Below are 22414 nucleotides of genomic sequence, written 5' to 3'. Positions count from 1 at the left end.
CAGGGCGACCTCGCCGCTGCGATGGCTAGCCGAGCAGCTGGGCGATCGTGTAGATGACCAGCCCGGCCAGGCCGCCGACGACGGTGCCGTTGACCCGGATCCACTGCAGGTCCCGGCCGACCTGCAGCTCGATGCGGCGGCTGGTCTCCTCGGTGTCCCAGCGGGCCACCGTGCTGCCGACCAGGTCCGCGGCGTCGCCGGCGAAGCGCTCGACGACGTAGCCGGCCGCGCGCACCGACTGGCGCTGCACCAGCTCCCGGACCGTCGGGTCGGTCTGCAGCACCCCGGCGCCGGAGCGGATCAGGCCGACCACCCGGGCGCGCAGCTCGGAGTCCGGGTCGGCGGCGGCGGTGACCACGGCGGTCTTCGCCGTCGTCCACAGCGACCCCGACCAGGTGCGCACCGCCGGGTGGTCGAGCAGCTCCTCCTTGAACTGCTCCACCCGGACAGCGGCCGCCGGGTCGGTGCGGAGCCGGTGGACGTAGGCGCGCAGTCGCTGGTCGTAGCTGCGCCGCAGCTCGTGCCGCGGGTCGGCGCCGACCTCGGCGAGGAAGCCCTGTAGCAGGTCGAACACCCGGTCGAACACCCGGTCGTCGACCCAGTCGGGGACCCAGGCGGGGGAGGCGTCGCCCAGCCGCGCGCGGAACACCAGCCGGTTGTCCGCCAGGAAGTTCGCCAGCCCGGTCAGTGCCGCGGACAGCACCTCCTGGTGCCGATCGCCGTCGACCATCAGCTCCAGGCCCCGCGCGACGGCGGGGGCGGCAGGGGTCTCCCGGAGCTTGCGGTCGACGAAGCCCGCGACGGCCGGCTGCAGCTCGTCGTCCTTGAGCAGGTCGGTGAGCGCGCCCAGCGCGGCGCCGGCGTCCCCGGCGAGCCGCTCCGCACGGCCGGGGGAGGCCAGGAAGGCCCCGAGTCGGCCGGGGACGTCGACGGTGGCCAGCCGCTCCTCGACCACCGCCCGGGTCAGGAAGTTCTCCTGCACGAACGTGCCCAGGCTGGTGCCGATCTGGTCCTTCTTGCGCGGGATGACCGCGGTGTGCGGGATCGGCAGCCGCAGCGGGTGCCGGAACAGGGCGGTCACCGCGAACCAGTCGGCGAGCGCGCCCACCATCGACGCCTCCGCGGTCGCGCGCACGTAGCCGACCCACGCCCCGGCGTCCTCGCCCAGCAGCACGCAGCCCAGGAAGACGGCGGCGGCGAGCCCGAACAGCCCGGTGGCCAGCCGCTTCATCCTGCGCAGGTCGGCGGCCCGCTGCGGGTCGTCGAGCGCTCCGGCGAGGGGAACGGCCAGGGACGGTGACTGCTGCGGGCCCGGCACCCGCACGAGCCTAGGAGCAACGACGAGGACCCCGCAGCCGCGGGGTGCGGCTGCGGGGTCCCTGTCGTTGCGGGTTGGGGCCCAGTGGTCAGCTGGTCTCGTCGAGGGTGACGTCGACCTGCTGGCTGTCCGCACCGCGGCGCACGGTGAGGGTGACCGTGTCGCCGGGCTCCGCGCTGCGGATCGCCGCGGTCAGCTCGGTGGAGGTGGTGATCGCCCGGTCGCCCACCGCGGTGATCACGTCGCCGGACCGGAGCCCGGCGTCGGCCGCCGGGCTGCCGGGGTCGACGTCGACCAGCTGGGCGCCGGTGCCGACGGGGGAGCCGTTGGCGGACGCCGTGCGGGCCTTGACGCCCAGCAGCGCGTGGCTGGCCGAGCCGGTCTCGATGATCTGCTGCGCGATGCGCTGCGCGGTGTTCGACGGGATGGCGAAGCCGACGCCGATGTTGCCGCTCTGCGAGTCCTGGCCGGGCAGGCCGCTGGAGGGGACCGTGGCGATCGCGGTGTTGATGCCGATCACCTCGCCGGCGGCGTCGACCAGCGCGCCACCCGAGTTGCCGGGGTTGATCGCCGCGTCGGTCTGGATCGCGTCGATCACGGTGTTCTCGTCCTGGGTCGAGCCGGTCTGCACGGCGCGGTTGGTCGCGCTGATGATTCCGTCGGTGACCGTGTTGGACAGCCCCAGCGGGGCGCCGATGGCCACCGCGAGGTCGCCGACCTGCACCTCGTCGGAGTCGGCGAACCCGGCCGGCGTGAGCCCGCTGGCGTCGGTCAGCCGCACCACGGCCAGGTCCGAGGACGGCTCGGTGCCGACCACCGTGGCGTCGTACAGCGTGCCGTCGCTGGTGCGCACCTGCACCGTGGCGTTCCCGCCCGCGCCGTCGAGGGACACCACGTGGTTGTTGGTCAGCACGTAGCCGTCCTCGGTGAGGACCACACCCGAGCCGGAGCCCGACCCGGAGCCGGAGCTCACGTAGAGGGTCACCACGCTCGGCGCGGCCTTGGCCGCCGCGGCGGTCGCCGTCGTCGCCCGCTCGGGGTCGGTGATCGTGACGCTCTGCGCGCTCGCCGTGCCCGGCGTGGACGACCCGCCGTTGTCGGTGAGCGTGGCCACCCCGGCACCGGCGCCGCCGCCGATCAGGGCGCCGGCGACCAGGCCGGCCAGGCCCATCTTCCAGCGGCCGGCCGGCTTGGCCGCGGCGGGCGGGGTGAAGGCCGGCGGCAGGGCGCCGGGCTGGCCGCCGTACGTGGGCTGCTGTGCGGTGTGCTGCGCGCCCCAGCCGGCCGGCGGCCAGGGGCGGTGGCCGCCGGCGGGGGCGGCGAACTGCTGGGTCTGCTGACGCTCGGCGCCGAACCCGGTGCCGGCGGCCGGGGCGTGCCAGCCGGTGGCCGGGGCGCCGGGCGCCTGCCAGCCGGTGGCCGGGGCCTGGCTCGCCGGCTGGCCCGTCGAGTGGGCACCGGGGGCGGTCTGCGGGGTGGTCGGACCCTGCGGAGCCGGAGCCGGACCCTGCGGAGCCGGAGCCGGAGCCGGAGCCGGAGCCGGAGCCGGCCAGCCGCCGCTGGAGCTCCCGGCGGCCGGGGTGCGGTCCGACGCGGTGTCGTCGGCCGGGCGGTTCTGCTCAGTCATCGTCGCTGGTCCTCCCACGTCGCGGCAGGACCTCCCCGCCGCGATGACACCACTGTGCGTCCCGGCTCTGGGCCGAGGCTGGTGGTGGGCTGTGAGTTCCCTGGAAGCGTCGGTTCACGCGCGCAGGTCGCCGTGGGCGACCAGCTCGGTGGTCACCCAGACGGCGATCGCCTCCGCGGCCAGCAGGCCGACGAGCACCAGCAGCTGGGCCGCACCGGCCTCCAGCGCGCTCCCGCCGCCCAGGAGGACGCCGACGAATGCGCCGGGCAGCGTGACCAGCCCGACCGTCCGGGTCTGGTCCAGCGCCGGCACCAGCGCCGTGGCGGCCACCGGGCGGGCCACCTCCAGGACGGCGTCCCGGGGGAGCAGCCCGACCGACAGCGCGGCCTCGACCTCGCCGCGCCGCTGGTCCAGCTCGTCGCGCAGCCGGCGGCCGGCCAGCGAGGTCGCGGTCATCGCGCCGCCGATCACGATGCCGGCGACCGGGATCACCGCCGCCCCGCGCAGCGGTACCGCGCCGCTGGCCAGCACCAGGGCGACGACGGGTGCCGCGCCGGCCACGATCGCCAGGACGGTGGCGCGCACCCGGGGACCCGCGCCGGGGGAGCGCAGCGGGCGGCCGGTGATCCGGCCGGCGGCGGTCACCCCGGCGACACCGACCATGAGCAGCACGAACGCCGCCGACAGCCACAACGACGAGACGACCGCGACCAGGACAACCGAGACGGCCGCCAGCTGTGCGGCCGCCCGTACCGCCGCCACCAGGACCGGTCGCTCCTGGCCGAGGCCGGACAGCCGCCCCGCGACCGCGGCCAGCGCCGTCAGGGCGACGACGGCGACCGCCAGCCCCGGTCCGAGGTCCACCATCGAGCCGTCCACGGGGGGTCATCGTGCCGTCCGGCGGGGCGCGGCGCGCCGGCGGCCGCTTCGGCGGGCGTGAACCGGCCGATTCCGGGGAACTCCTGGTCCGCGGGCGCCGACCCGCCGCCCTGCCCGTCGCCGTGTTGCCCGTCGCCGTACTGTGCGCAGCTCCCCGTCCCGGAGGTCCCCGGTGCTCCGTCGTGCGCCCGCCCGCATCGGACTCGCCCTGCTGTTCGGCCTCGGTGCCGTGCTGGCGGCGATCGGAGCCGCCGCCCTGGGCGGTGCCGGCCTGATCGCGGTGGTGCTCGCCGCCGTGGTCAGCGCCTGCGTGGCCGTCGGCGTCGCGCGGGAGTCGGTGCCGGCACGGCCACGGCACCAGGTGGCCGAGGCGGGCTGGCGCGCGGCCGCCGGAACGGTCGGCGTCCTGCTCGTGCTCAACGGCAGCGCGGTGGCCGCCGGTGGCGTCGTGACCACCCTGCTGGTCGGTTGCGGGCTCGCCTGGCTGGTGGTCCGGTGGCTGCTCTCCTCCGGCCGGCGGAACCGGGGGCAGCGGTCCACGCCGCGGCCGACGACGGGGCTGGCCGACGTCGTCCCGCTGCCCCCGGGCGGGCCGGGCAGCGGGACTCCGGTGGTGGGCTCGGGGGAGCTCCGCCCCGGAGCCTGGGCGCACGCGATGAGCGTGGCGGCGCTGGGCCGGGAGTGGGTGCGCACCTCCGCGGCGCTGGGGCAGGTGCGCGAGCCGCGTGCCCGGCAGGAGCTGGTCCGCCGTCGGCAGGAGGCGCTCGACGAGCTGGAACGCCGCGACCCGGCCGGTTTCGCCCGGTGGCTGGCCGAGGGGGCCACCGTCGACAGCGACCCCGCCGCCTACGTCTCCGGTGACCCGGCGGCCGGCTCCGACGCGGCCTGAGGCAACCCGGCGCCCTCGTCGGTCAGGCGCCGTCCGGGGCGAACCCCTCGATCAGCGCGCTCAGGTCCACCGCACCCGGGTCGGGCAGCCGCTCGATCGCCCGCTCCATCAGCGCGACCGCCGCGGCGTCGAACTGGTCGGGCACCCCCGCGAGCTGCAGCGCGGAGCGGATCAGCCGGGCGTCCTTCGTGGCGCCGGTCAGGCCGAAGCTCACCGGGTGCTCGCCGGTGAGCATGTTGCCGGCCTTGAGCTTCGCGTAGGGGGTGTCCATCGGGCCGCCGTCGACGGCATCGAGGAACAGCTGCGGATCGACCCCGAGCCCTCGGGCCAGGGCGACGGACTGCGCGGTGCCCACGCTGATCGAGACGAGCCAGGCGTTGCAGGCCATCTTCAGCCGGCTGCCCGCGCCGGCCTCGCCCGCCCACACCGTCTTGCGCCCCATCGCGTCCAGCAGCGGGGCCAGCCGTTCCCGCTGCTCGGCTGGCCCGGAGGCGAGCATGACCAGTTGGCCCTGCTCGGCCGGCTGCCGGGTGCCCAGCACCGGGCAGTCGACGAGGACGAGGCCGAGCTCCCGGGCGACCTCGGCGACCCGGTCGGCGCCCTCGACGCCCACCGTCGAGCACTGCAGCCAGACCGTGCCGGCCGGTGGCCCGGCCTGCCGGACCACCTCGATCGCGGCGTCGGCGTCGAAGAGCATGGTGAGCACGACGTCGGCCCCGGCGACCGCCTCGGCGGGGGAGTCGAACGCCTCCGCGCCGGTGGGGGTCAACGCCCGGGCCTTGTCGCCGGTGCGGTTCCACATCCGCACCGGGACCTCCGCCCGGCGCAGGGACTGCACCATGCCCGCGCCCATCACGCCCGTACCGAGGACCGCCACCACCGGGTTCGTCATGACGCCGATCCTCTCCCCGGCCCGGCGGACCGGCAGCGCGGGTGCCCGGCGGAGGGGGCGGCCGGTAGCCTCGACGCCGGCCTCGGCCTCGCCCCATTAGCTCAGTGGTAGAGCACTCGCCTTGTAAGCGAAAGGTCGTCCGTTCAATCCGGACATGGGGCTCTCCTCCCGCTCGCGGGGTGCGCGGTCGCGTGTCAGGGTCGGTGCGACCGCTGCCGCCCGGGCAGCACCCCCCCCCGCGAGGAGTCCGTCGTGAGCGACCACGTCTACCGGCTGAGCGAGATCGTCGGCAGCTCCACCACCAGCGTCGACGACGCCGTCCGCACCGCCATCCGCAAGGCGTCGGAGACCGTGCGGCACATCGAGTGGTTCCAGACCAGCGAGATCCGCGGTCAGGTCGTCGACGGCGACGTCGCCTACTTCCAGGTCACCCTCAAGATCGGTTTCCGCGTCGAGGACTGACGCCGCTCAGGCGAGGACGACGTCGGTGCCGGACACCTGCACCGCCACCGGGGCCAGCGGCTCGCTCGCGGGTCCGGTCAGGGCCTCCCCGGTGCCGGCGTCGAACACCGAGCCGTGGCACGGGCAGGCCAGCCGCTCGTCGTCGGCCGGCCGGACGGCGCAGCCCTGGTGCGTGCAGGCGGCGTCGAACGCGACGACGACGTCGTCCGCCGGACGGCTCAGCACGATCCGCCGGCCGTCCACCGACAGCTCGTAGCTGCCGCCGACGGGGATCTCGCCGAGCGCCACCAGCCGGCTGCCCGCCGATGCGCCGGTGACCTCGGGGACGTCGGCGCCGGCGCAGGCGGTCAGCGTGCCGGCGCCCAGGCCGGCGGTGGCGCCGACGAGCAGGGCGCGGCGGGAGAAGCAGGGGTGCACGGCGACATCCTGCCGGTGGCCCTCAGTCGAAGCTGCCGGCGCCGCCGGACCGGTACCGGGCGCGGCGCTCGAGCCGTTCGCGCTCGACGCGCTCGGCACGCAGTCGCGCCGTCGTCCCGGGTGGCCACCCGGCCTTGACCGCGCGGTGCTCGGTGGTCTCGGTCATGTAGGCGACGGCGAACATGCCCCCGATGACCAGGCCGCCGACCGCCGCCGTGATCCGGATCCCCAGGGGCACGGGCGGGACAAGCAGGCACAGCACGAGCACCGGCGTGAGCTGGACCAGGGCGCGCAGCAGGTGCCGGCCCACCCAGGTGGGCCCGGTGGTGTCGGCCAGCACCCAGTCGGCCAGGTGCGGCGGCAGGCCGCCCCCGTAGGCGTACCAGAGCCACTGGACCGGGTTGGGGCGTCCGGCAGGCACGTGCCCACGGTAGGACGACGGGGCGGCGGTCGCCGACGGGTCCCGCCGGCTGGTTGCCGCGCGCAACCCACCGCCGCGGCGGGCGTACGGTGCGCCGGTGGACGAACGTCGGGTCGGGGTGCTCGCCGGTCTCGGGGCCTACTCCCTGTGGGGGCTGTTCCCGCTCTACTTCCCGCTGCTGGAACCCGCCGGCGGACTGGAGATCGTCGCGCACCGGGTCGCCTGGTCGCTGCTGTTCGTCGCCCTGCTGCTGAGCGTGCGCCGCGGCTGGGGGCAGGTACGGCGGGCCGTCGGTGACCGGCGGGCGCTGCTGGTGCTGGCCGCCGCCGCCGGGCTGATCTCGGTGAACTGGCTGGTCTACGTCTACGCGGTCAACTCCGGGCACGTGGTCGAGGCGTCGCTGGGCTACTTCATCAACCCGCTGGTCAGCGTCGTCCTCGGCGTGCTGGTGTTCCGGGAACGGCTGCGCCGGCTGCAGTGGGTGGCCGTGGGCATCGCCCTGGCGGCGGTGGTGGTGCTCACCGTCGACTACGGGCACCCGCCGTGGATCGCGCTGGCCCTGGCGTCCAGCTTCGGCCTGTACGGCCTGATGAAGAAGGTGGTCCGGGTCGATGCGGCGCCGGGCCTGCTCGTCGAGACCGCCGTGGTGTTCCTCCCGGCGCTGGTGGTCATGGGCCTCCTGGAGTCCGACGGGCAGGCCGCGTTCGGCCATGCCGGCGCCGGTCACACCCTCCTGCTGGTGAGCTCGGGCCTGGCCACCGCCGTGCCGCTGCTGCTGTTCGCCGCGGCGACCCGGCGGGTGCCGCTGTCGACCGTCGGCCTGCTGCAGTACGTCACCCCGCTCATGCAGTTGTCCATCGGCGTCTTCGTCTACGGGGAGCCGATGCCGCCGGCCCGGCTGGCGGGGTTCGCCATCGTGTGGGTGGCGCTGGCCGTCTTCAGCGCGGACAGCCTGCGGGCCGCCCGGGCGGCGCGGCGCGCCGCCGCCGCCGAGCCGATGCCCGCCGGTCTCTGACCGGGTGCGCCGGCATCCCCGGCGCGCGCCGCGGGTTGCCCGGGACTGTCGGTGCCCGGGGCTACCGTCGACCGCGATCGACCACCGGCGCCCACGGCGCCCGACCTCCCGGAGGCAGCACCCATGAGCACCGAGACCGCGTCCGCCGTCCCCCCGGCACCTGCCGAGGCCGACGCCGGGGCGGGTGCGGATGTGGTGCCGGCCGGCCTGGCCGAGCGCGACCGTGCGGTGCTGGCCTTCGAGCGGCACTGGTGGCGGTTCGCCGGGGCGAAGGAGGCGGCCATCCGCGAGCGGTTCGGGCTCTCGGCGACCCGGTACTACCAGCTGCTCAACGCGCTGGTCGACCGTCCGGAGGCGTTGGCCGCCGACCCGCTGCTGGTACGCCGGTTGCGCAGGATGCGTGCGGTGCGACAGCGAGCACGCCACGGCGATGTCCTGGGCAGCGACGGCTGAGCCGTCTAGCCTCACTCACTGTGGGGAGGCATGCGGCGCCAGGCGGTGACGGAAACCAGCCGGAGACGGACGTCGCCGTCGGTCGGCGTCGTGCCGACTCCCGGCGCGAACCGGGCGCCCGGCCAGAGCCCACCGCCCGGCGAGAGGCCGCGGCCCAGAGACGTGTGGCCGACCAGCCGGCGGCGACCACCGACGGTGCCATGACCATGCCCCGGCAGAGCCGGGCCGAACGACGCCGTGAGGGCCAGCTCCCCTCCGTCGGGGACGCCGCTGTCCGCCGCCCACCGGAGCGCCCCGGCGCCGCCGCGCCGGCGGGTACCGGTCGCCGGCGGACCGACGCCGCGCCGCCCGTTCCCGCCGCCGTGCCGCCCGCGACCGGGCCGGCCACCGCCATCGGTGGTGCGCCCGTGGTCGCCGGGCGCCCCGCCGTCCCGTCGGCCCGCCGCGGTGCGCCCGCGCCCGCCCACGCACCCGCCACCAGCCACGCACCCGCCACCAGCCACGCACCCGCCACCAGCCACGTGGCCGTCGCACCGTCCCCGGCGACCCCGCCCCGCACGGCTCCCGGCCGGGCGTCCGCCCCGGCCCCGGCCGACGTCACCCAGCGGGTGGACGCCGGCGCACCCTCCCGTCGTCCTGCGGCGACCGCCGCAGCACCTGCCGACGCCACGCAGCGGGTCGACGCCGGCCGTCCGTCGCGCCGGCCCGCGGCCGGACCGCCGGCCCAGCACAGCACCCAGCGGGTCTCCGGCGCCGCACCCGCCGAGTCCGCCTGGGGTGCCCCGGCCCAGGCGCCGGCCTCGGCGCCCGCCCGCCCGGCCGCCGAGCCGCTGCCACCCGCCGCTGTCCCTGCCTCCGCCCCCGAGCCCGAGCCGTCCGGCATGGACCGGCTCACCGAGTCCCGCCGTCGCCGTGAGGCGCTGGAGGAGGCCGCGGCCACCGGGCGAGCCCCCGAGACCGCCGCCACTGTCGGTGGGCGGGCGGCCCAGCGGGCCGAGCGCCAGGCCGCCGACGCCGCGCGCCGCAAGGCGGAGAAGGGCGCCGGCGCGACCCGCGCCGACTCCGTCGACGCGTCCCCCGACGGGAGCGGGAGCGCGGCCCGTCGGCTGCCCCGCCGCGCGGCGCTGGGCGCGCTCGCCGTCGTGCTGGTCGCGCTCACCGTGCTCAGCGTCTGGTCGTTCACCTCGCCGGGCACCCAGGAGACCTCCGCCCAGACCCCGGTGACCAGCTCCGTACCACCCGCCCCGTCCTCCGCGGAGCCGGAGACGACGGCGGCGGAGCAGGTCGTGTCCACCCCGCCGGCGGTGCCGGTCGGGCCGGTGCGCGCCCCGATCACGGTGCTCAACAGCACGGCCATCAACGGCCTGGCCGGCGACCTCGGCGAGCAGTTCTCCGGCGGCGGCTGGGAGGTCGCCGGCACCGGCGGCTACCCGGGCTCCGACATCGCCGTCAGCACCGTCTACTTCACCGCCGGCGACCCGGTCCAGGAGGAGGCGGCGAGCCAGCTCATCGAGCAGTTCCCCGAGCTCACCGGCCCGGCCGCGCGCTTCTTCGAGGTCCCCGGCCAGCCGTCGCCCGGCCTGGTCGTCGTCGCCACCGGGAACTGGCGGCCCTGAGACACCCCGGCGGCCGGAACCACCCGGGCCGCTCGCGCGTTGCCGCCTTCGTGCGCTCTGCTCCCGGGCCGGCGCGCCCCGGCCCGCGCCTCGGCGCACGGTCGGCGGCGGCCGCCCTCCCCACCGCCCTCCTCGTCGTCCTGCTGACCCTCGGCGCGGTCGTCGCCGTGGTGGCCGCCGGCTCCGGCAGCCCCGCGCGGGCGGCGGAGGACGTGCGGACCGAGGACGCCCGGATCGCCTCCGGCAGCGGCGCGGACGCGGTCGAGCTGGACACCACCCTCTACCTGCCGGCCTCCGCGACCGCGGACGCCCCGGCCCCGGCGGTGCTGCTCGCCCACGGCTTCGGCGGCAGCAAGCAGTCGGTGGCCGACGACGCCCGGGACCTCGCCGGACGGGGCTTCGTCGTGCTCGCCTGGTCCGCGCGGGGGTTCGGCGCGAGCACCGGGCAGATCGGCCTGGACGACCCCCGCTACGAGGTCGCCGACGTCCGCACCCTGCTCGACCGGCTCGCCGAGCGTGACGACGTGCTGCTCGACGAGGCCGGCGACCCCCGGGTGGGCGTGGCCGGCGCCTCCTACGGCGGGGCGCTCAGCCTGCTGGCGGCCGCCTACGACCAGCGGATCGACGCGATCGCCCCGCAGATCACCTGGAACTCCCTCAGCACGGCCCTCTTCCCCGACGCCTCGGGCATCGTCGAGGACGCCGGCACGCCGGCGGCCGCCCCGCGCACCACCGACGCCGGGGTCTTCAAGCGGCTGTGGGCCGGCCTGTTCTTCGGCATGGGGGCGGCGCCCACCGGCGACGGCCCGCCCGCCGGGAACGGCCCGCCCGGCGAGGTGGCCGGCGCTGACCAGGCCGCCGTCGCCCAGGCGCTGACCTGCGGACGCTTCCGCCCCGAGATCTGCGCCGCCTACCAGGAGGCGGCCAGCAGCGGCACCCTCACCCCGGAGATCGCCGACCTCCTGGAGCGGAACAGCCCGGCGGGCGTGCTGGACCGGATCACCGCCCCGACGCTGCTGATCCAGGGCACCCAGGACTCGCTGTTCGGCCTCGGCGAGGCCGACGCCAACGCCCGCGGCATCGCCGCCAACGGCACTCCCGTGCAGGTCACCTGGTACGACGGCGGTCACGACGCCGGCGCCTCGGACCGGGTCACCGCCGACCTGCGCGACCAGGTGGCCGGCTGGTTCGACGCCCACCTGCGCGACGGCGCCGTCGACCCCGCCGGTTTCCAGTACCCCGCCCCCACCGGGCTGGGGAGCGGTGTCGGCCGGGTGCAGGGCGGCTCACGCACCGTCGAGGCCGACGACTACCCCGGCCTCACCGGCGACCCGGCCACCCGGCTCGACGTCGCGATCGAGGGCGGCACCCAGCCGGTGGTCACCCCGGCCGGTGGCAGCCCGGCGGCGCTCACCACCGTGCCCGGGCTGGGTGGCATCGGCGCCGCGCTCAGCGGCGGCACCCTGGAGGTCCCCGGGCAGTTCGCCGCCTTCGCGAGCGCGGAGCTGGACGAGGCGGTCGAGGTGGTCGGCGCCCCGCGGGTGCGGCTCGCCGTCTCCTCGCCCACCGGCGCGGCCACGCTGTTCGCGAAGCTCTACGACGTCGGCCCCGACGGCGCGACGGTCCTGCCCGCCGGGCTGGTCTCACCGCTCGCGCTGACCGACGTCTCCACCGACCCGGCCGCGCCCACCGAGGTGGCGGTCACCCTGCCGGCGATCGTGCACCGGTTCGAGGCCGGCCACACCATGCGCGTCGTCGTCTCCTCCACCGACCAGGGGTACGCCCTGCCGGCCGATGCGTCGGTGTACACCGTCGGCCTGGCCGGCGGCGCGGCGCTGGCGGTGCCCGAGGCCGCCGGGGAGGTGCAGGCCACGGCGGGCACGACCCGCTGGTGGGTGCTGCTCGCGGTGCTCGCCGCCCTCGGGCTGCTCGGCTGGCTCGCCGCGGTGCTGTGGGGCCGCCGTCGCCGCCGCGCGGACACCCCCGCCGCCGACGGCGAGGACGTGCCGCTGCGGTTCACCGGGGTCACCAAGGCCTACAAGGACGGCTTCGTCGCCGTCCGGGACCTCTCCTTCGAGGTACGCCGTGGCCAGGTGCTCGGGCTGCTGGGCCCGAACGGCGCGGGCAAGACGACGTCGCTGCGGATGCTGATGGGCCTCATCCGGCCCACCGAGGGGCGGATCGAGGTGTTCGGCCACGCCGCCGGGCCCGGCGCGCCGGTGCTGTCCCGGCTGGGCTCCTTCGTCGAGGGCACCGGACTGCAGCCGCACCTGTCCGGCCGGGACAACCTGACCCTCTACTGGGCCGCGACCGGCCGGCCGCCGGCCGACGCGCACATGGACGAGGCGATCGAGGTCGCCGGCCTGGGCGCGGCGCTGGACAAGCCGGTGCGCAGCTACAGCCAGGGCATGCGGCAGCGGGTGGCGATCGCCCAGGCGATGCTCGGCCTGCCCGACCTGCTGGTGCTCGACGAGCCGACCAACGGGCTGGACCCGCCGCAGATCCACGCCATGCGCGACGTCCTGCGCTCCTACGCCGAGACCGGCCGGACCGTGATCGTCTCCAGCCACCTGCTGAGCGAGATCGAGCAGACCTGCAGCCACGTCGTCGTCATGGCCAAGGGCCAGAAGATCGCCCAGGGCACGGTCGAGGAGATCGTCGGCACCGGTGGGTCGGTGCTGATCGGGCTCGCCGACGACGCCGATCCGGCGCACGCCGCCGAGGTGCTCGCCGGGCTCCCGGGGGTGGGGCCGGTCGAGCGCACCGACGAGGGCCTGGTGGTCGACCTCGGGCCGACCAGCCGGGCGGCCGCGCTGAGCGCCCTGGTGCAGGCCGGGGTCGCCGTCGACCAGCTCACCCCGCGCCGGCGGCTGGAGGACGCGTTCCTGTCACTGGTGGGGGAGTCATGAGCAGCGCCACGGTTCCGTCGACGGGGGCCGCGCCCGGGTACCGGCCCGGCCGCACCCTGCAGCTCGGCGTGGAGCTGCGCCGTCAGTTCAAGCGCCGGCGCACCCTCGGCGTCGTCGCGCTGATGGCGGCGCTGCCGCTGATCCTGATCGGCGCGCTGCAACTGGGCGGCACGGAGGAGGCGGAGGAGAACACCCGGGTCAACCTGGTCGACGTCGCCTCGGCCAGCGGGCTGAACCTCACTCTGTTCGTGCTCTTCGCGACCACCGGGTTCTTCCTGGTCGTCGTGTTCGCGCTCTTCTTCGGGGACACGATCGCCAGCGAGGCCTCGTGGGGGTCGCTGCGGTACGCACTGGCGACGCCGATCCCGCGGATGCGGCTGCTCCGGCAGAAGTGGCTGGCCGCGCTGGTGATGTCGGTCGGCTCGATGCTGCTGCTGGTCGCGGTTGCGGTGGTCGCCGGCGGGATCGCGTTCGGCTTCGGCGACGTGCAGACCCCGGTCGGCGTGGCGCTGGACCAGGGGACGGCGTACCTGCGGCTGGCCGGGATGCTCGGCTACCTGACCGTGCACCTGCTGGTCGTCGGCTCGCTGGCCTTCTGGCTGTCCACGGTGACCGACGCCCCGCTGGCCGCGGTCGGCGGGTCGGTGTTCACCACGATCGTCTTCGCCGTCCTGGAGCAGGTCGAGCAGCTCGGGGCGATCCGCGACTGGTTCCCCACCGCGTTCAACTACGCGTGGACCGATCTGCTGCAGACCCCGGTCGACTCCGGCGACCTGTTCCGCGGCGTCGTACAGGGGCTGGTCTGGTCGGCGCTGTTCACCGCGCTGGCGTTCCACCACTTCGCCCGCAAGGACGTCACGAGCTAGCCGGCCGGCGGGAGCGAGGCGCGGACCGCCTGGGCCCAGCCCTCGCCCATCGGGGCATCGGTGACCGAGACGTTGGGCAGGGCGGCCAGCAGCTCGGCCATGCCCGCGACCGCCGCGCCGTTGGCGGTCACCCACAGCCGGCCGACGGCGGGGGCCATCTCCAGGTCGCTGACGCTGTCGCCGATCGCGACCGCGTCGTCGGCGGTGAGCCCGCGGCGGGCCAGGTCCCAGGTGATGGCCGCGCCCTTGGAGATGCCGCGCGGCATCAGGTGGTAGACGTGCGGCGGCAGCGCCGCCTCGTCCAGCCGCATCCGCGCGGCGGCCGGGACGGCGCCGTTGTCGTTCATGGTCAGCCAGCCCCAGCCGCGCTCGGCCAGCCAGGCGTCGACCGCGGCCGTGTCCACCCGGCCGCGCAGCAGGGCGTCGGCGGAGTGGGTGGTGTGCCAGGGCTCGTGCCACTCCAGCCGGCCGGGGTGCTCGGCGAGCAGCGCCTCGACGACGCCGAGCTCGGCGAGCACGTCCATGGGTGTCCGGCCGGCGTACGCCCCGGGCAGCTCCCCGGCGAGCAGATGGCTCTCCGCGCCGCCCGCCCAGCTGACCAGCGAGCCCAGCTCGGCGATCGCGCCGTCGGCGGCGAAGATGCGCGCGGCCTCCAGCAGCTGGGCGGAGGTGCGGCCGGAGACGAGCACCAGGGCGACCCCGGCGCGGTGCAGCTCCAGCAGCGCGGCGGCGGGGGAGTCGGTCAGCTCCCGGCCGGCGGTGTGCCAGAACGACCCCCGCGGGCCGACCATCGTGCCGTCCAGGTCGGTGTAGACGATGCGTGCGGCCACCCGGTCATCCTGGCGGTCCCGCCGTCCCGGCCGCCGCCCGGGTAGGCTCACGGCGTTCCACTCATCCAGAGGGGCAGAGGGACACGGCCCGACGAAGCCCCGGCAACCGCTCGCCGCACCCGTGCGGCGAGGAGGTGCCAATTCCGTCCCGCGCGGCTCGACGGCCCGACGCGGGGAAGATGAGGAGGTAGTCGTCGCATGACACTGACCGCTCCCGGTTCTCTCCAGGCCGACTCGTCGGCGGGTGGGCAGATCGCCCCGAACCCGGCCAAGGGCCTGGTCTGCCGCAACTGCGGCGCGACCTTCGGGCTGATCGCCGAGCACGCCTGCGCCGAGTGCTTCGGCCCGCTCGAGGTCGACTACGACAAGGGCCTGCTCGCCGCGGTCACCCGCGAGCAGATCGAGGCCGGCCCGCAGAACATCTGGCGCTACGCGGCGCTGCTGCCGGTGGGGCAGGACCCGGCGTCCCGCGTCACCCTCGACCCGGGGATGACCCCGCTGGTCCGGGCCGACCGGCTGGCCGACGAGCTCGGCATCACCGGCGGGCTGTGGGTCAAGGACGACTCGGCCAACCCCACGCACTCGTTCAAGGACCGCGTGGTCAGCCTGGCCGCCACCGCGGCCAAGGGCTTCGGCTACCGGAAGATCGCCTGCGCCTCGACCGGCAACCTGGCCAACTCGGTCGCCGCGCACGCCGCCCGCAACGGGTGGCCCTCCTACGTGTTCGTCCCCAGCGACCTGGAGCCGGGCAAGATCGTCCAGTCGGCGGTCTACGGGCAGGCGCTGGTCGCCGTCGACGGCTCCTACGACGACGTCAACCGGCTGACCAGCGAGCTGGCCGAGACCGACGAGTTCGAGGACGCTGCCTTCGTCAACCAGAACGTCCGGCCCTACTACGCCGAGGGCTCGAAGACGATGGGCTACGAGATCGCCGAGCAGCTCGGCTGGCGGATCCCGGCCCAGGTGGTCATCCCGATGGCATCGGGCTCGCTGCTGACCAAGGTCGACAAGGCCTGGCGCGAGCTGGTGACCGCCGGCATCGTCGCGGACACGGAGTGGACCGTCTTCGGCGCCCAGTCCGCCGGCTGCGACCCGATCGCCACCGCCTTCGACAACGGTTGGGACGTCGTCAAGCCGGTCAAGCCCACCGGCATCGCGAAGTCGCTGAACATCGGCAACCCGGCCGACGGCCCGTACGCGCTGGACGCGATCCGGCGCACCGGCGGCTCGGTCGGCCGGGTCGGGGACGCGGAGATCGTGCAGGGCATCCGCGACCTGGCCCGCACCACCGGCGTCTTCGCCGAGACCGCCGGCGGGGTGACGACGGCGGTGCTGCGCCAGCTGGTGGAGAAGGGGCTGCTGGACCCGGCGAAGGAGACCGTCGTCCTCAACACCGGGGAGGGGCTGAAGACCCTCGACCCGCTGCTGCCGGTCGTCGGCCCCTCGCACCGCGTCCAGCCGTCGCTGAAGTCGCTGCGCGAGGCGGGCCTCATCGCCTGACGGCCGGCGCGTGCGGCAGGCCGTCATCGAAGCGTTACCACACGCTGCCGGAGCGCGCGCAACGGACCGGTGACCTGCACGCTTCTGTCCTGTACCGTTCCGCGCGGTTCGAGTTCCACGTTCGTGTTCGACGGGCGGAAGAGCGAGACCCGACCCCCCGGACGCAGGGGGGTTGACCGCACGCACGAACGTGGGAGCACACGTGGCAGAAGGCACCGTGAAGTGGTTCAACGCCGAGAAGGGCTTCGGCTTCATCGCCGTCGACGGCGGTCAGGACGTCTTCGTCCACTACTCGGCCATCCAGATGGACGGCTACAAGAGCCTCGACGAGGGCCAGCGGGTCTCCTTCGAGGTCGTCCAGGGGGAGAAGGGTCCGCAGGCCGACGCGGTCCGCGGCGCCTGATCCACCCGGCACACGAGGCCCGGTCTCCTTCGGGAGGCCGGGCCTCGCTGCGTTCCGGCCGGCCCGGAAAGAGTGTGCGGGGGACCCCCGTTCTTGCACTCGCACGGGTCGAGTGCCAGACTCTCAATTGGCACTCGGCCCCGTCGAGTGCCAATCAGGTCGGAACGGTGAGGCACCGGCAGTGGGCCGCAGGAGCGTCCACGTGGCTGGTGTCGTCCGTCGCGGGCGCCGGACCAGACCGTGCAGCGATCCACGCATGGAGGACATCACCACATGGCCAAGATGATCGCGTTCAACGAAGAGGCGCGCCGCGGCCTCGAGCGAGGGATGAACACCCTCGCCGACGCCGTCAAGGTGACCCTCGGCCCCCGTGGCCGGAACGTCGTGCTGGAGAAGAAGTGGGGTGCCCCCACCATCACCAACGACGGTGTGAGCATCGCCAAGGAGATCGAGCTCGAGGACCCCTGGGAGAAGATCGGGGCCGAGCTGGTCAAGGAGGTCGCGAAGAAGACCGACGACGTCGCGGGTGACGGCACCACCACCGCCACCGTGCTCGCCCAGGCCCTCGTCCGCGAGGGGCTGCGCAACGTCGCCGCCGGCGCCAACCCGATGGCCCTGAAGAAGGGCATCGAGAAGGCCGTCGCCTCGGTCTCCGAGTACCTCCTCTCGACGGCCAAGGACGTCGAGACCAAGGAGCAGATCGCGGCCACCGCCTCGATCTCCGCCGCCGACACCGCCATCGGTGAGCTCATCGCCGAGGCGATGGACAAGGTCGGCAAGGAAGGTGTCATCACCGTCGAGGAGAGCAACACCTTCGGCCTGGAGCTCGAGCTCACCGAGGGCATGCGCTTCGACAAGGGTCACCTGTCGGCGTACTTCGTGACCGACACCGACCGCATGGAGACCGTGCTCGACGACCCGTACATCCTGGTCGTCAACGGCAAGATCTCCTCGGTCAAGGACCTGCTCCCGCTGCTGGAGAAGGTCATGCAGTCCGGCAAGCCGCTGGCGATCATCGCCGAGGACGTCGAGGGCGAGGCCCTGGCGACCCTGGTGGTCAACAAGATCCGCGGCACCTTCAAGTCGGTCGCCGTCAAGGCTCCCGGCTTCGGTGACCGGCGCAAGGCCATGCTCGCCGACATCGCCATCCTCACCGGTGGTCAGGTCATCAGCGAGGAGGTCGGCCTCAAGCTCGACAACGCCGACATCTCCCTGCTGGGCCGCGCCCGTCGCGTCGTCACCACCAAGGACGAGACGACGATCATCGAGGGCTCCGGCGACGCCGAGCAGATCCAGGGTCGGGTCAACCAGATCCGCGCCGAGATCGAGAAGTCGGACTCCGACTACGACCGCGAGAAGCTGCAGGAGCGCCTGGCCAAGCTGGCCGGTGGCGTCGCCGTCATCAAGGCCGGCGCCGCGACCGAGGTCGAGCTCAAGGAGCGCAAGCACCGCATCGAGGACGCGGTGCGCAACGCCAAGGCCGCCGTCGAGGAGGGCATCGTGGCCGGTGGTGGCGTCGCCCTGGCGCAGGCCACCGCCGTCGCGTTCGACAAGCTCGACCTCGAGGGTGACGAGGCCACCGGTGCCAACATCGTGCGCGTCGCGCTCGAGGCCCCGCTGAAGCAGATCGCCGTCAACGCCGGCCTCGAGGGCGGCGTCGTGGCGGAGAAGGTGCGCAACTCGGAGACCGGGCACGGCCTCAACGCCGCCACCGGCGAGTACGTGGACCTGATCGCGGCCGGCATCATCGACCCGGCCAAGGTCACCCGCTCGGCGCTGCAGAACGCCGCCTCCATCGCGGCGCTCTTCCTCACCACCGAGGCCGTCATCGCCGACAAGCCGGAGAAGAACGCCCCGGCCATGGCCGGTGCCGGCGACGGCGGCATGGGCGGCATGGACTTCTGAGAAAGGACCCCCTCGCCCCCCGGGACACGCTCCGCGCGCCCCGGGACCCTGCGAGGGGGGCCGTTCCAGAACGGCGCCAGCACCACCAGCACTGCCCGGCAGGGGCGGTCCCGCACTCGCGGGGCCGCCCCTGTCGGCGTTCCCGGGCCACTGCGTCGGTGATCACCTCGCGCTGACGGGGGTCATCGCCGGGCATGAGACCCCGCTGAGGCCGTGATGATCACGGGCAAGATCCGCGGCCCGGCCCCCGACGGGTCGACGATCAGCACCGGCCCGGCGACGTCGGGGTCCCCTGGGTCGCGCCAGACGTAGCCCATCGCCGCACACCACCAGTCGGCCAGCGCCTGGTGGTCGTGGGCGTCGAGGCAGAGGTCCAGGAACCGGGCGGGGGCTCCGGGGGAGTCGCTCATGGGTGGGCAGGGTAGGGCCCGTCGGTGACGGTGATCATCGGGACGTCGGGGTGGCAGTACCGCGACTGGCGAGGGCGCTTCTACCCGCCGAAGCTCGCGCAGCGGCTCTGGCTGGAGCACCACGCCGAGCACTTCGCCACCGTCGAGAGCAACAACGCCTTCTACCGGCTGCCCGAGCGCCAGACCTTCGAGCGCTGGCGGGAGCGGACGCCGCCGGACTACCGCTGGGCGGTCAAGGCCAGCCGGTTCCTCACCCACCTCAAGCGGCTGCGCGAACCCGCCGAGCCGGTGGCGCGGCTGATGGACCGGGTCGCCGGCCTGGGGGACCGGCTGGACGCCGTCCTGCTGCAGCTGCCGCCCACCCTGCAGGCCGACGTCGATCTGCTCAACGAGTGCCTGGGCCAGTTCCCCGCCGGCACCCGGGTCGCCGTCGAGCCGCGGCACGAGAGCTGGTGGACCGATGAGGTCCGCGGGTTGCTGGAGCGGTACGGGGCGGCGTTGTGCTGGGCCGACCGGGCCGAGCAGCCGATCACCCCGCTGTGGCGCACCGCCGAGTGGGGCTACCTGCGCCTGCACACCGGAGCCCAGGGCTGGGACTACCGCCCGGAGACCCTGCAGCTGTGGGCGCAGCGGCTGAGCGAGACCTACGGGGCCGACGACGTCCTCGTCTACTTCAACAACGACCCCGGCGGCGCCGCCACCCGCGACGCGGTGATCTTCGCCGACGCCGTCCGGGCCGGTGGGGGCACGCACACCCGGGTGCCGACGACGGCCCAGGCGAGCGGCGCGGCCTGGCCGCCCGCGCCGCCGCCGCGTCAGAGGACGGCGCGGTCCTCGGCGAAGGCCACGCCGAGCTGACCGGCGGCCTGCTCCAGCACGCCCATCACGGCCAGGGTGTCGGCCAGCGGCATGACGGCGCTCTCACCGCGCCCGGCGCGCACGCACGCGGTCACCTCGGCCAGCTCGTGGCTGTAGCCGGCCCCGGTCTGCGGGCGGGTGATCTCCTCGGGCTCGGCGCCGGCGCGGTGCAGGACGATGGTCTGCGGGTGGTGGAAGCGGGGGAGCACGTCGATCCAGCCCGCCGTCCCGAACACCCGTGCCTGCCCGGGCAGCGCGTTGCGCAGCGAGGTGGTGAGCGTCGCCGAGCGGCCGTCGGCCCAGCCGAGCAGCAGCGACGCCTCGGCGTCCACCCCGGTGGCGAAGGTGGAGCCGGTGGCGGCCACGGTGTCCGGCGTACCGAGCACCTGCTGGGCGAAGGAGACGACGTAGACGCCGAGGTCCAGCAGCGCGCCGCCGCCGAGCTCGTGGGCGAACAGCCGGTCGGCCGGGTCGAACTCGCGGGCCACCCCGAGGTCGGCCTGCACCGAGCGGACCTCACCGATCGCGCCGTCGGCGATCAGCTCCCGCATCCGGACGACGGCCGGCTGGAACCGGGTCCACATCGCCTCCATCACGAAGACGTCCGCGGCCCGGGCGGCGTCGACGATCTCGCGGGCGCCGGCGAGGGTCGCGGTGAACGCCTTCTCCACCAGCAGCGCCTTGCCCGCGGAGATGGCGCCCAGGGCCACCGCGTGGTGCTGCGGGTGCGGGGTGGCGACGTACAGCACGTCGACCTCGGGGTCGGCGAGGATCTCGGCGTAGGAGCCGTGCGCGCGCTCCAGCCCGTGCCGGCGGGCGAAGCCCTGCGCCCGGTCCAGCGACCGGGAGGCGACGGCGACCACGCGGGCCCCGTCGACGACGGCGAAGTCCTCGACCACCTTCTCCGCGATGCGGCCCGGCCCGACGACGCCCCAGCGGATCTCCTCAGTCACGCCCTGACCGTAGCCGGGGCAGACTGTCCGGGTGGCACTGCTGATCGACACCCCCGTCTGGCCGTGGCGCGGGCAGCGGTGGTCGCACCTGGTCAGCGACACCGGCTACGACGAGCTGCACGTCTTCGTCGCGGCGCACCTGGACATCCCGCGCCGGGCGTTCCAGGGCGACCACTACGACGTCCCCGAGGAGCTGTACGACCGGGCGGTCGCCGCCGGCGCCGAGCCGGTGAGCTGCCGCGAGCTGCTGACCCGGCTGCTGGCCGCCGGGCTGCGGGTCAGGAAGAACGCGCGCGCAGCAGGGTGAGCTCGGCGGTCAGGTTGGCGCGTGCCCGGGGCTCCCACCCGGCGGCCAGCTCAGGCAGCCGGTAGAGCGCGGGCAGCGCCAGCAGGTGCTCCAGCACCGCGATCCGGCCGGTGGTGAACTCGGCGTCGGAGAGGTGCCCGTACTCCTCCCGCACCGCCGACGCGTAGGCGGCGTAGGACTCGGGTGGGCCGGCCAGCACGGCGAGGTCGGCGTCGCACAGCACGGCGCCGTTCGCGTCGTCGTCGGCCGGGTCGTGCCCGGCGGTGAGCAGCACCAGCCGCTCCACCTCCGCGACGGTCTCCTCCGGCACCAGCCCGAGCAGCCCGATCCGGGCCCGGGCGGCGCTGACCTCCTCGTTGTCGCTGCGAGCCGGGTCGTAGGCGACGTCGTGGTACCAGGCGGCCAGCCGGACGGCGGTCGGGTCGGGAGCGTGCGCGGCCAGCCGGTCGACGATGCCGAGGACGGCGGCCAGGTGGGCGACGTCGTGGTAGCGGCGGTGCGGTTCGCTCCACGCGCCGACGACCGCGGCCCACTCGGTGCGCGAGGTCGGGGAGTCCCCGGCCAGCGCCGCCCACTCCTCGAACCCGACGCCCGCCACGTCCCCGAGTCTGGCAGGCGCGGTGGTTAGCGTGCGGGCATGACCCAGCCGCCCCCACCGCCGGGCTGGTACCCCGACCCGGCCGGGGGTGGCGGCCTCCGCTGGTGGGACGGCGGCGCCTGGACCCAGCACATCCAGGGCCAGCACCCCCCACCGCCGCCCACCGCGCCGCCCGCACAGCCGAGGTCGGTACTGCTGGAGCAGCCGGTGCTCGTGGTCCAGCAGCGAGCCAAGCTGGTCGAGCTCACCAACGAGTACGCCGTGCTCGACGGCGGCGGGCAGCAGGTGGGCGCCGTGACCCAGGTGGGGCAGAGCAGCCTGCGCAAGGCGTTCCGGCTGCTGTCGCGGTGGGACCAGTTCCTCACCCACACCCTCGAGGTGCGCGACGCCGCCGGCCCCGTGCTGCTGCTGACCCGCCCGGCGAAGCTGATCCGCTCGCGGGTGCTGGTGGTCCGCCCCGACGGCACGCCGGTGGGGGAGATCGTCCAGGCGAACGTCTTCGGCCACATCCGGTTCGACCTGGTGGTGGCCGACCGGCTGGTGGGGGCGATCCAGGCGGAGAACTGGCGGGCCTGGGACTTCGCGGTCGTCGACGCCGCCGGGGCCGAGGTCGCCCGGATCACCAAGACCTGGGAGGGGCTGGCCCGCACCCTGTTCACCACCGCCGACGACTACGTCGTCCAGGTGCACCAGCGGCTGCCCGACCCGCTGGCGAGCCTGGTGCTGGCCAGTGCGCTGACGGTGGACACCGCGTTGAAGCAGGACGCCCGCGGCCTGAACTGAGGTCCCGATTGAGTCCATCGCCACGCGCATGGGGCAGGGGGTCGCGGGTACGGTGGAGGACGTCCGGGCCGGGCGACCTGTGTCCCCGGGCTCCACTTGATAA

General features: G+C 75.1%; 23 protein-coding genes, 1 tRNA gene and 1 riboswitch. Of the genes, 14 read left to right on the top strand and 10 right to left on the bottom strand.

The annotated features are described in order from the left end of the window. Positions 1-25 precede the first annotated feature (25 nt). The 3 genes from ACI79Y_RS02840 to ACI79Y_RS02830 form a co-directional block, all read right to left on the bottom strand. Positions 26-1318, bottom strand: a complete 1293-nt coding sequence (locus ACI79Y_RS02840; protein ID WP_457157037.1) for a DUF445 domain-containing protein — start codon at positions 1316-1318, stop codon at positions 26-28. 88 nt (positions 1319-1406) lie between these two features. Continuing rightward, a complete protein-coding gene (locus ACI79Y_RS02835; protein WP_457157036.1) occupies positions 1407-2945 on the bottom strand; it encodes a S1C family serine protease in 1539 nt (512 codons plus the stop codon). A 114-nt stretch (positions 2946-3059) separates the two neighbouring features. Beyond that, positions 3060-3824, bottom strand: a complete 765-nt coding sequence (locus ACI79Y_RS02830) for an ABC transporter permease (RefSeq protein ID WP_457157035.1) — start codon at positions 3822-3824, stop codon at positions 3060-3062. A 172-nt stretch (positions 3825-3996) separates the two neighbouring features. Between ACI79Y_RS02830 and ACI79Y_RS02825 the strand changes: the two genes are divergently transcribed. Next, positions 3997-4713 carry a hypothetical protein gene (locus tag ACI79Y_RS02825; protein WP_457157034.1) on the top strand — a complete coding sequence of 239 codons (717 nt, stop codon included), beginning with the start codon at positions 3997-3999 and terminating at the stop codon, positions 4711-4713. Positions 4714-4735: 22 nt separating this feature from the next. On the opposite strand, the gene ACI79Y_RS02820 is transcribed toward ACI79Y_RS02825, so the two are convergent. Then, complete coding sequence (locus tag ACI79Y_RS02820; RefSeq protein ID WP_457157033.1) at positions 4736-5605, bottom strand: NAD(P)-dependent oxidoreductase; 870 nt, start codon at positions 5603-5605, stop codon at positions 4736-4738. 90 nt (positions 5606-5695) lie between these two features. Between ACI79Y_RS02820 and ACI79Y_RS02815 the strand changes: the two genes are divergently transcribed. Together ACI79Y_RS02815 and ACI79Y_RS02810 are read left to right on the top strand one after the other, a co-directional pair. Beyond that, a tRNA-Thr gene (locus ACI79Y_RS02815) sits at positions 5696-5767 on the top strand. Between the two features lie 90 nt (positions 5768-5857). After that, positions 5858-6067, top strand: coding sequence for a dodecin (locus ACI79Y_RS02810; protein ID WP_457080452.1), 210 nt, complete (start codon positions 5858-5860; stop codon positions 6065-6067). A 6-nt stretch (positions 6068-6073) separates the two neighbouring features. Here the strand turns inward: ACI79Y_RS02810 and ACI79Y_RS02805 are convergent, their stop codons facing one another. Continuing rightward, entirely contained in the window at positions 6074-6484 is a 411-nt protein-coding gene (locus tag ACI79Y_RS02805) for a Rieske (2Fe-2S) protein (RefSeq protein ID WP_457157032.1), read from the bottom strand. A gap of 22 nt (positions 6485-6506) precedes the next feature. Continuing rightward, a complete protein-coding gene (locus ACI79Y_RS02800) occupies positions 6507-6905 on the bottom strand; it encodes a DUF5313 family protein (RefSeq protein WP_457157031.1) in 399 nt (132 codons plus the stop codon). A 97-nt stretch (positions 6906-7002) separates the two neighbouring features. On the opposite strand from ACI79Y_RS02800, the gene rarD reads away from it, so the two are divergent. From rarD to ACI79Y_RS02775, 5 genes are all read left to right on the top strand, one after another. Continuing rightward, positions 7003-7920, top strand: coding sequence for an EamA family transporter RarD (gene rarD, locus ACI79Y_RS02795; protein WP_457157030.1), 918 nt, complete (start codon positions 7003-7005; stop codon positions 7918-7920). 123 nt (positions 7921-8043) lie between these two features. Then, positions 8044-8373, top strand: a complete 330-nt coding sequence (locus ACI79Y_RS02790) for a DUF3263 domain-containing protein (protein ID WP_457157029.1) — start codon at positions 8044-8046, stop codon at positions 8371-8373. 200 nt (positions 8374-8573) lie between these two features. After that, positions 8574-9989: a LytR C-terminal domain-containing protein gene (locus tag ACI79Y_RS02785; RefSeq protein ID WP_457157028.1), complete on the top strand. Its 1416-nt coding sequence runs from the start codon at positions 8574-8576 to the stop codon at positions 9987-9989. 50 nt (positions 9990-10039) lie between these two features. Beyond that, entirely contained in the window at positions 10040-12898 is a 2859-nt protein-coding gene (locus tag ACI79Y_RS02780) for an alpha/beta fold hydrolase (protein ID WP_457157027.1), read from the top strand. Continuing rightward, on the top strand, positions 12895-13764 hold the full coding sequence (locus ACI79Y_RS02775; RefSeq protein WP_457157026.1) for an ABC transporter permease: 870 nt from the start codon (positions 12895-12897) through the stop codon (positions 13762-13764). Before ACI79Y_RS02780 ends, ACI79Y_RS02775 begins: the two co-directional genes overlap by 4 nt. Here the strand turns inward: ACI79Y_RS02775 and ACI79Y_RS02770 are convergent. After that, positions 13761-14594: an HAD family hydrolase gene (locus ACI79Y_RS02770; protein ID WP_457157025.1), complete on the bottom strand. Its 834-nt coding sequence runs from the start codon at positions 14592-14594 to the stop codon at positions 13761-13763. The genes ACI79Y_RS02775 and ACI79Y_RS02770 overlap by 4 nt on opposite strands. A 58-nt stretch (positions 14595-14652) precedes the next feature. Then, positions 14653-14780: riboswitch (SAM riboswitch) on the top strand. A gap of 12 nt (positions 14781-14792) precedes the next feature. On the opposite strand from ACI79Y_RS02770, the gene thrC reads away from it, so the two are divergent. The 3 genes from thrC (at position 14793) to groL (ending at position 18402) form a co-directional block, all read left to right on the top strand. Continuing rightward, positions 14793-16094, top strand: coding sequence for a threonine synthase (gene thrC / locus ACI79Y_RS02765; RefSeq protein ID WP_457157024.1), 1302 nt, complete (start codon positions 14793-14795; stop codon positions 16092-16094). Between the two features lie 202 nt (positions 16095-16296). After that, positions 16297-16497, top strand: a complete 201-nt coding sequence (locus ACI79Y_RS02760) for a cold-shock protein (RefSeq protein WP_457157023.1) — start codon at positions 16297-16299, stop codon at positions 16495-16497. A gap of 273 nt (positions 16498-16770) precedes the next feature. Next, entirely contained in the window at positions 16771-18402 is a 1632-nt protein-coding gene (gene groL / locus ACI79Y_RS02755) for a chaperonin GroEL (RefSeq protein ID WP_457157022.1), read from the top strand. Positions 18403-18584: 182 nt separating this feature from the next. On the opposite strand, the gene ACI79Y_RS02750 is transcribed toward groL, so the two are convergent. Further along, positions 18585-18812, bottom strand: coding sequence for a VOC family protein (locus ACI79Y_RS02750; RefSeq protein ID WP_457157021.1), 228 nt, complete (start codon positions 18810-18812; stop codon positions 18585-18587). 24 nt (positions 18813-18836) lie between these two features. On the opposite strand from ACI79Y_RS02750, the gene ACI79Y_RS02745 reads away from it, so the two are divergent. Then, positions 18837-19670, top strand: coding sequence for a DUF72 domain-containing protein (locus tag ACI79Y_RS02745; protein WP_457157020.1), 834 nt, complete (start codon positions 18837-18839; stop codon positions 19668-19670). On the opposite strand, the gene ACI79Y_RS02740 is transcribed toward ACI79Y_RS02745, so the two are convergent. After that, complete coding sequence (locus ACI79Y_RS02740) at positions 19628-20623, bottom strand: Gfo/Idh/MocA family protein (protein WP_457157019.1); 996 nt, start codon at positions 20621-20623, stop codon at positions 19628-19630. The genes ACI79Y_RS02745 and ACI79Y_RS02740 overlap by 43 nt on opposite strands. A gap of 31 nt (positions 20624-20654) precedes the next feature. On the opposite strand from ACI79Y_RS02740, the gene ACI79Y_RS02735 reads away from it, so the two are divergent. Further along, the gene (locus ACI79Y_RS02735) at positions 20655-20930 is read left to right on the top strand and encodes a DUF4031 domain-containing protein (protein WP_457157018.1); all 276 of its coding nucleotides are present in this window, start codon (positions 20655-20657) and stop codon (positions 20928-20930) included. On the opposite strand, the gene ACI79Y_RS02730 is transcribed toward ACI79Y_RS02735, so the two are convergent. Beyond that, positions 20902-21528 carry an HD domain-containing protein gene (locus tag ACI79Y_RS02730; protein ID WP_457157017.1) on the bottom strand — a complete coding sequence of 209 codons (627 nt, stop codon included), beginning with the start codon at positions 21526-21528 and terminating at the stop codon, positions 20902-20904. The genes ACI79Y_RS02735 and ACI79Y_RS02730 overlap by 29 nt on opposite strands. Before the next feature lie 39 nt (positions 21529-21567). Between ACI79Y_RS02730 and ACI79Y_RS02725 the strand changes: the two genes are divergently transcribed. Further along, positions 21568-22311 carry a phospholipid scramblase-related protein gene (locus tag ACI79Y_RS02725; protein ID WP_457157016.1) on the top strand — a complete coding sequence of 248 codons (744 nt, stop codon included), beginning with the start codon at positions 21568-21570 and terminating at the stop codon, positions 22309-22311. Positions 22312-22414 lie beyond the last annotated feature (103 nt).

Source organism: Modestobacter sp. SYSU DS0875 (genome assembly GCF_054050915.1).
Note: the sequence above shows the minus strand (reverse complement) of the source record. Positions and strands in the feature narration are given on the sequence as shown.

Bases quoted from the DNA above. Each gene is read 5' to 3' on its own strand.
- groL (WP_457157022.1), top strand. From the start codon at position 16,771: ATGGCCAAGATGATCGCGTTCAACGAAGAGGCGCGCCGCGGCCTCGAG.
- ACI79Y_RS02820 (WP_457157033.1), bottom strand. From the start codon at position 5,605: ATGACGAACCCGGTGGTGGCGGTCCTCGGTACGGGCGTGATGGGCGCG.
- ACI79Y_RS02750 (WP_457157021.1), bottom strand. From the start codon at position 18,812: ATGAGCGACTCCCCCGGAGCCCCCGCCCGGTTCCTGGACCTCTGCCTC.
- ACI79Y_RS02835 (WP_457157036.1), bottom strand. From the start codon at position 2,945: ATGACTGAGCAGAACCGCCCGGCCGACGACACCGCGTCGGACCGCACC.
- thrC (WP_457157024.1), top strand. From the start codon at position 14,793: ATGACACTGACCGCTCCCGGTTCTCTCCAGGCCGACTCGTCGGCGGGT.
- ACI79Y_RS02775 (WP_457157026.1), top strand. From the start codon at position 12,895: ATGAGCAGCGCCACGGTTCCGTCGACGGGGGCCGCGCCCGGGTACCGG.
- ACI79Y_RS02790 (WP_457157029.1), top strand. From the start codon at position 8,044: ATGAGCACCGAGACCGCGTCCGCCGTCCCCCCGGCACCTGCCGAGGCC.
- ACI79Y_RS02785 (WP_457157028.1), top strand. From the start codon at position 8,574: ATGACCATGCCCCGGCAGAGCCGGGCCGAACGACGCCGTGAGGGCCAG.
- ACI79Y_RS02725 (WP_457157016.1), top strand. From the start codon at position 21,568: ATGACCCAGCCGCCCCCACCGCCGGGCTGGTACCCCGACCCGGCCGGG.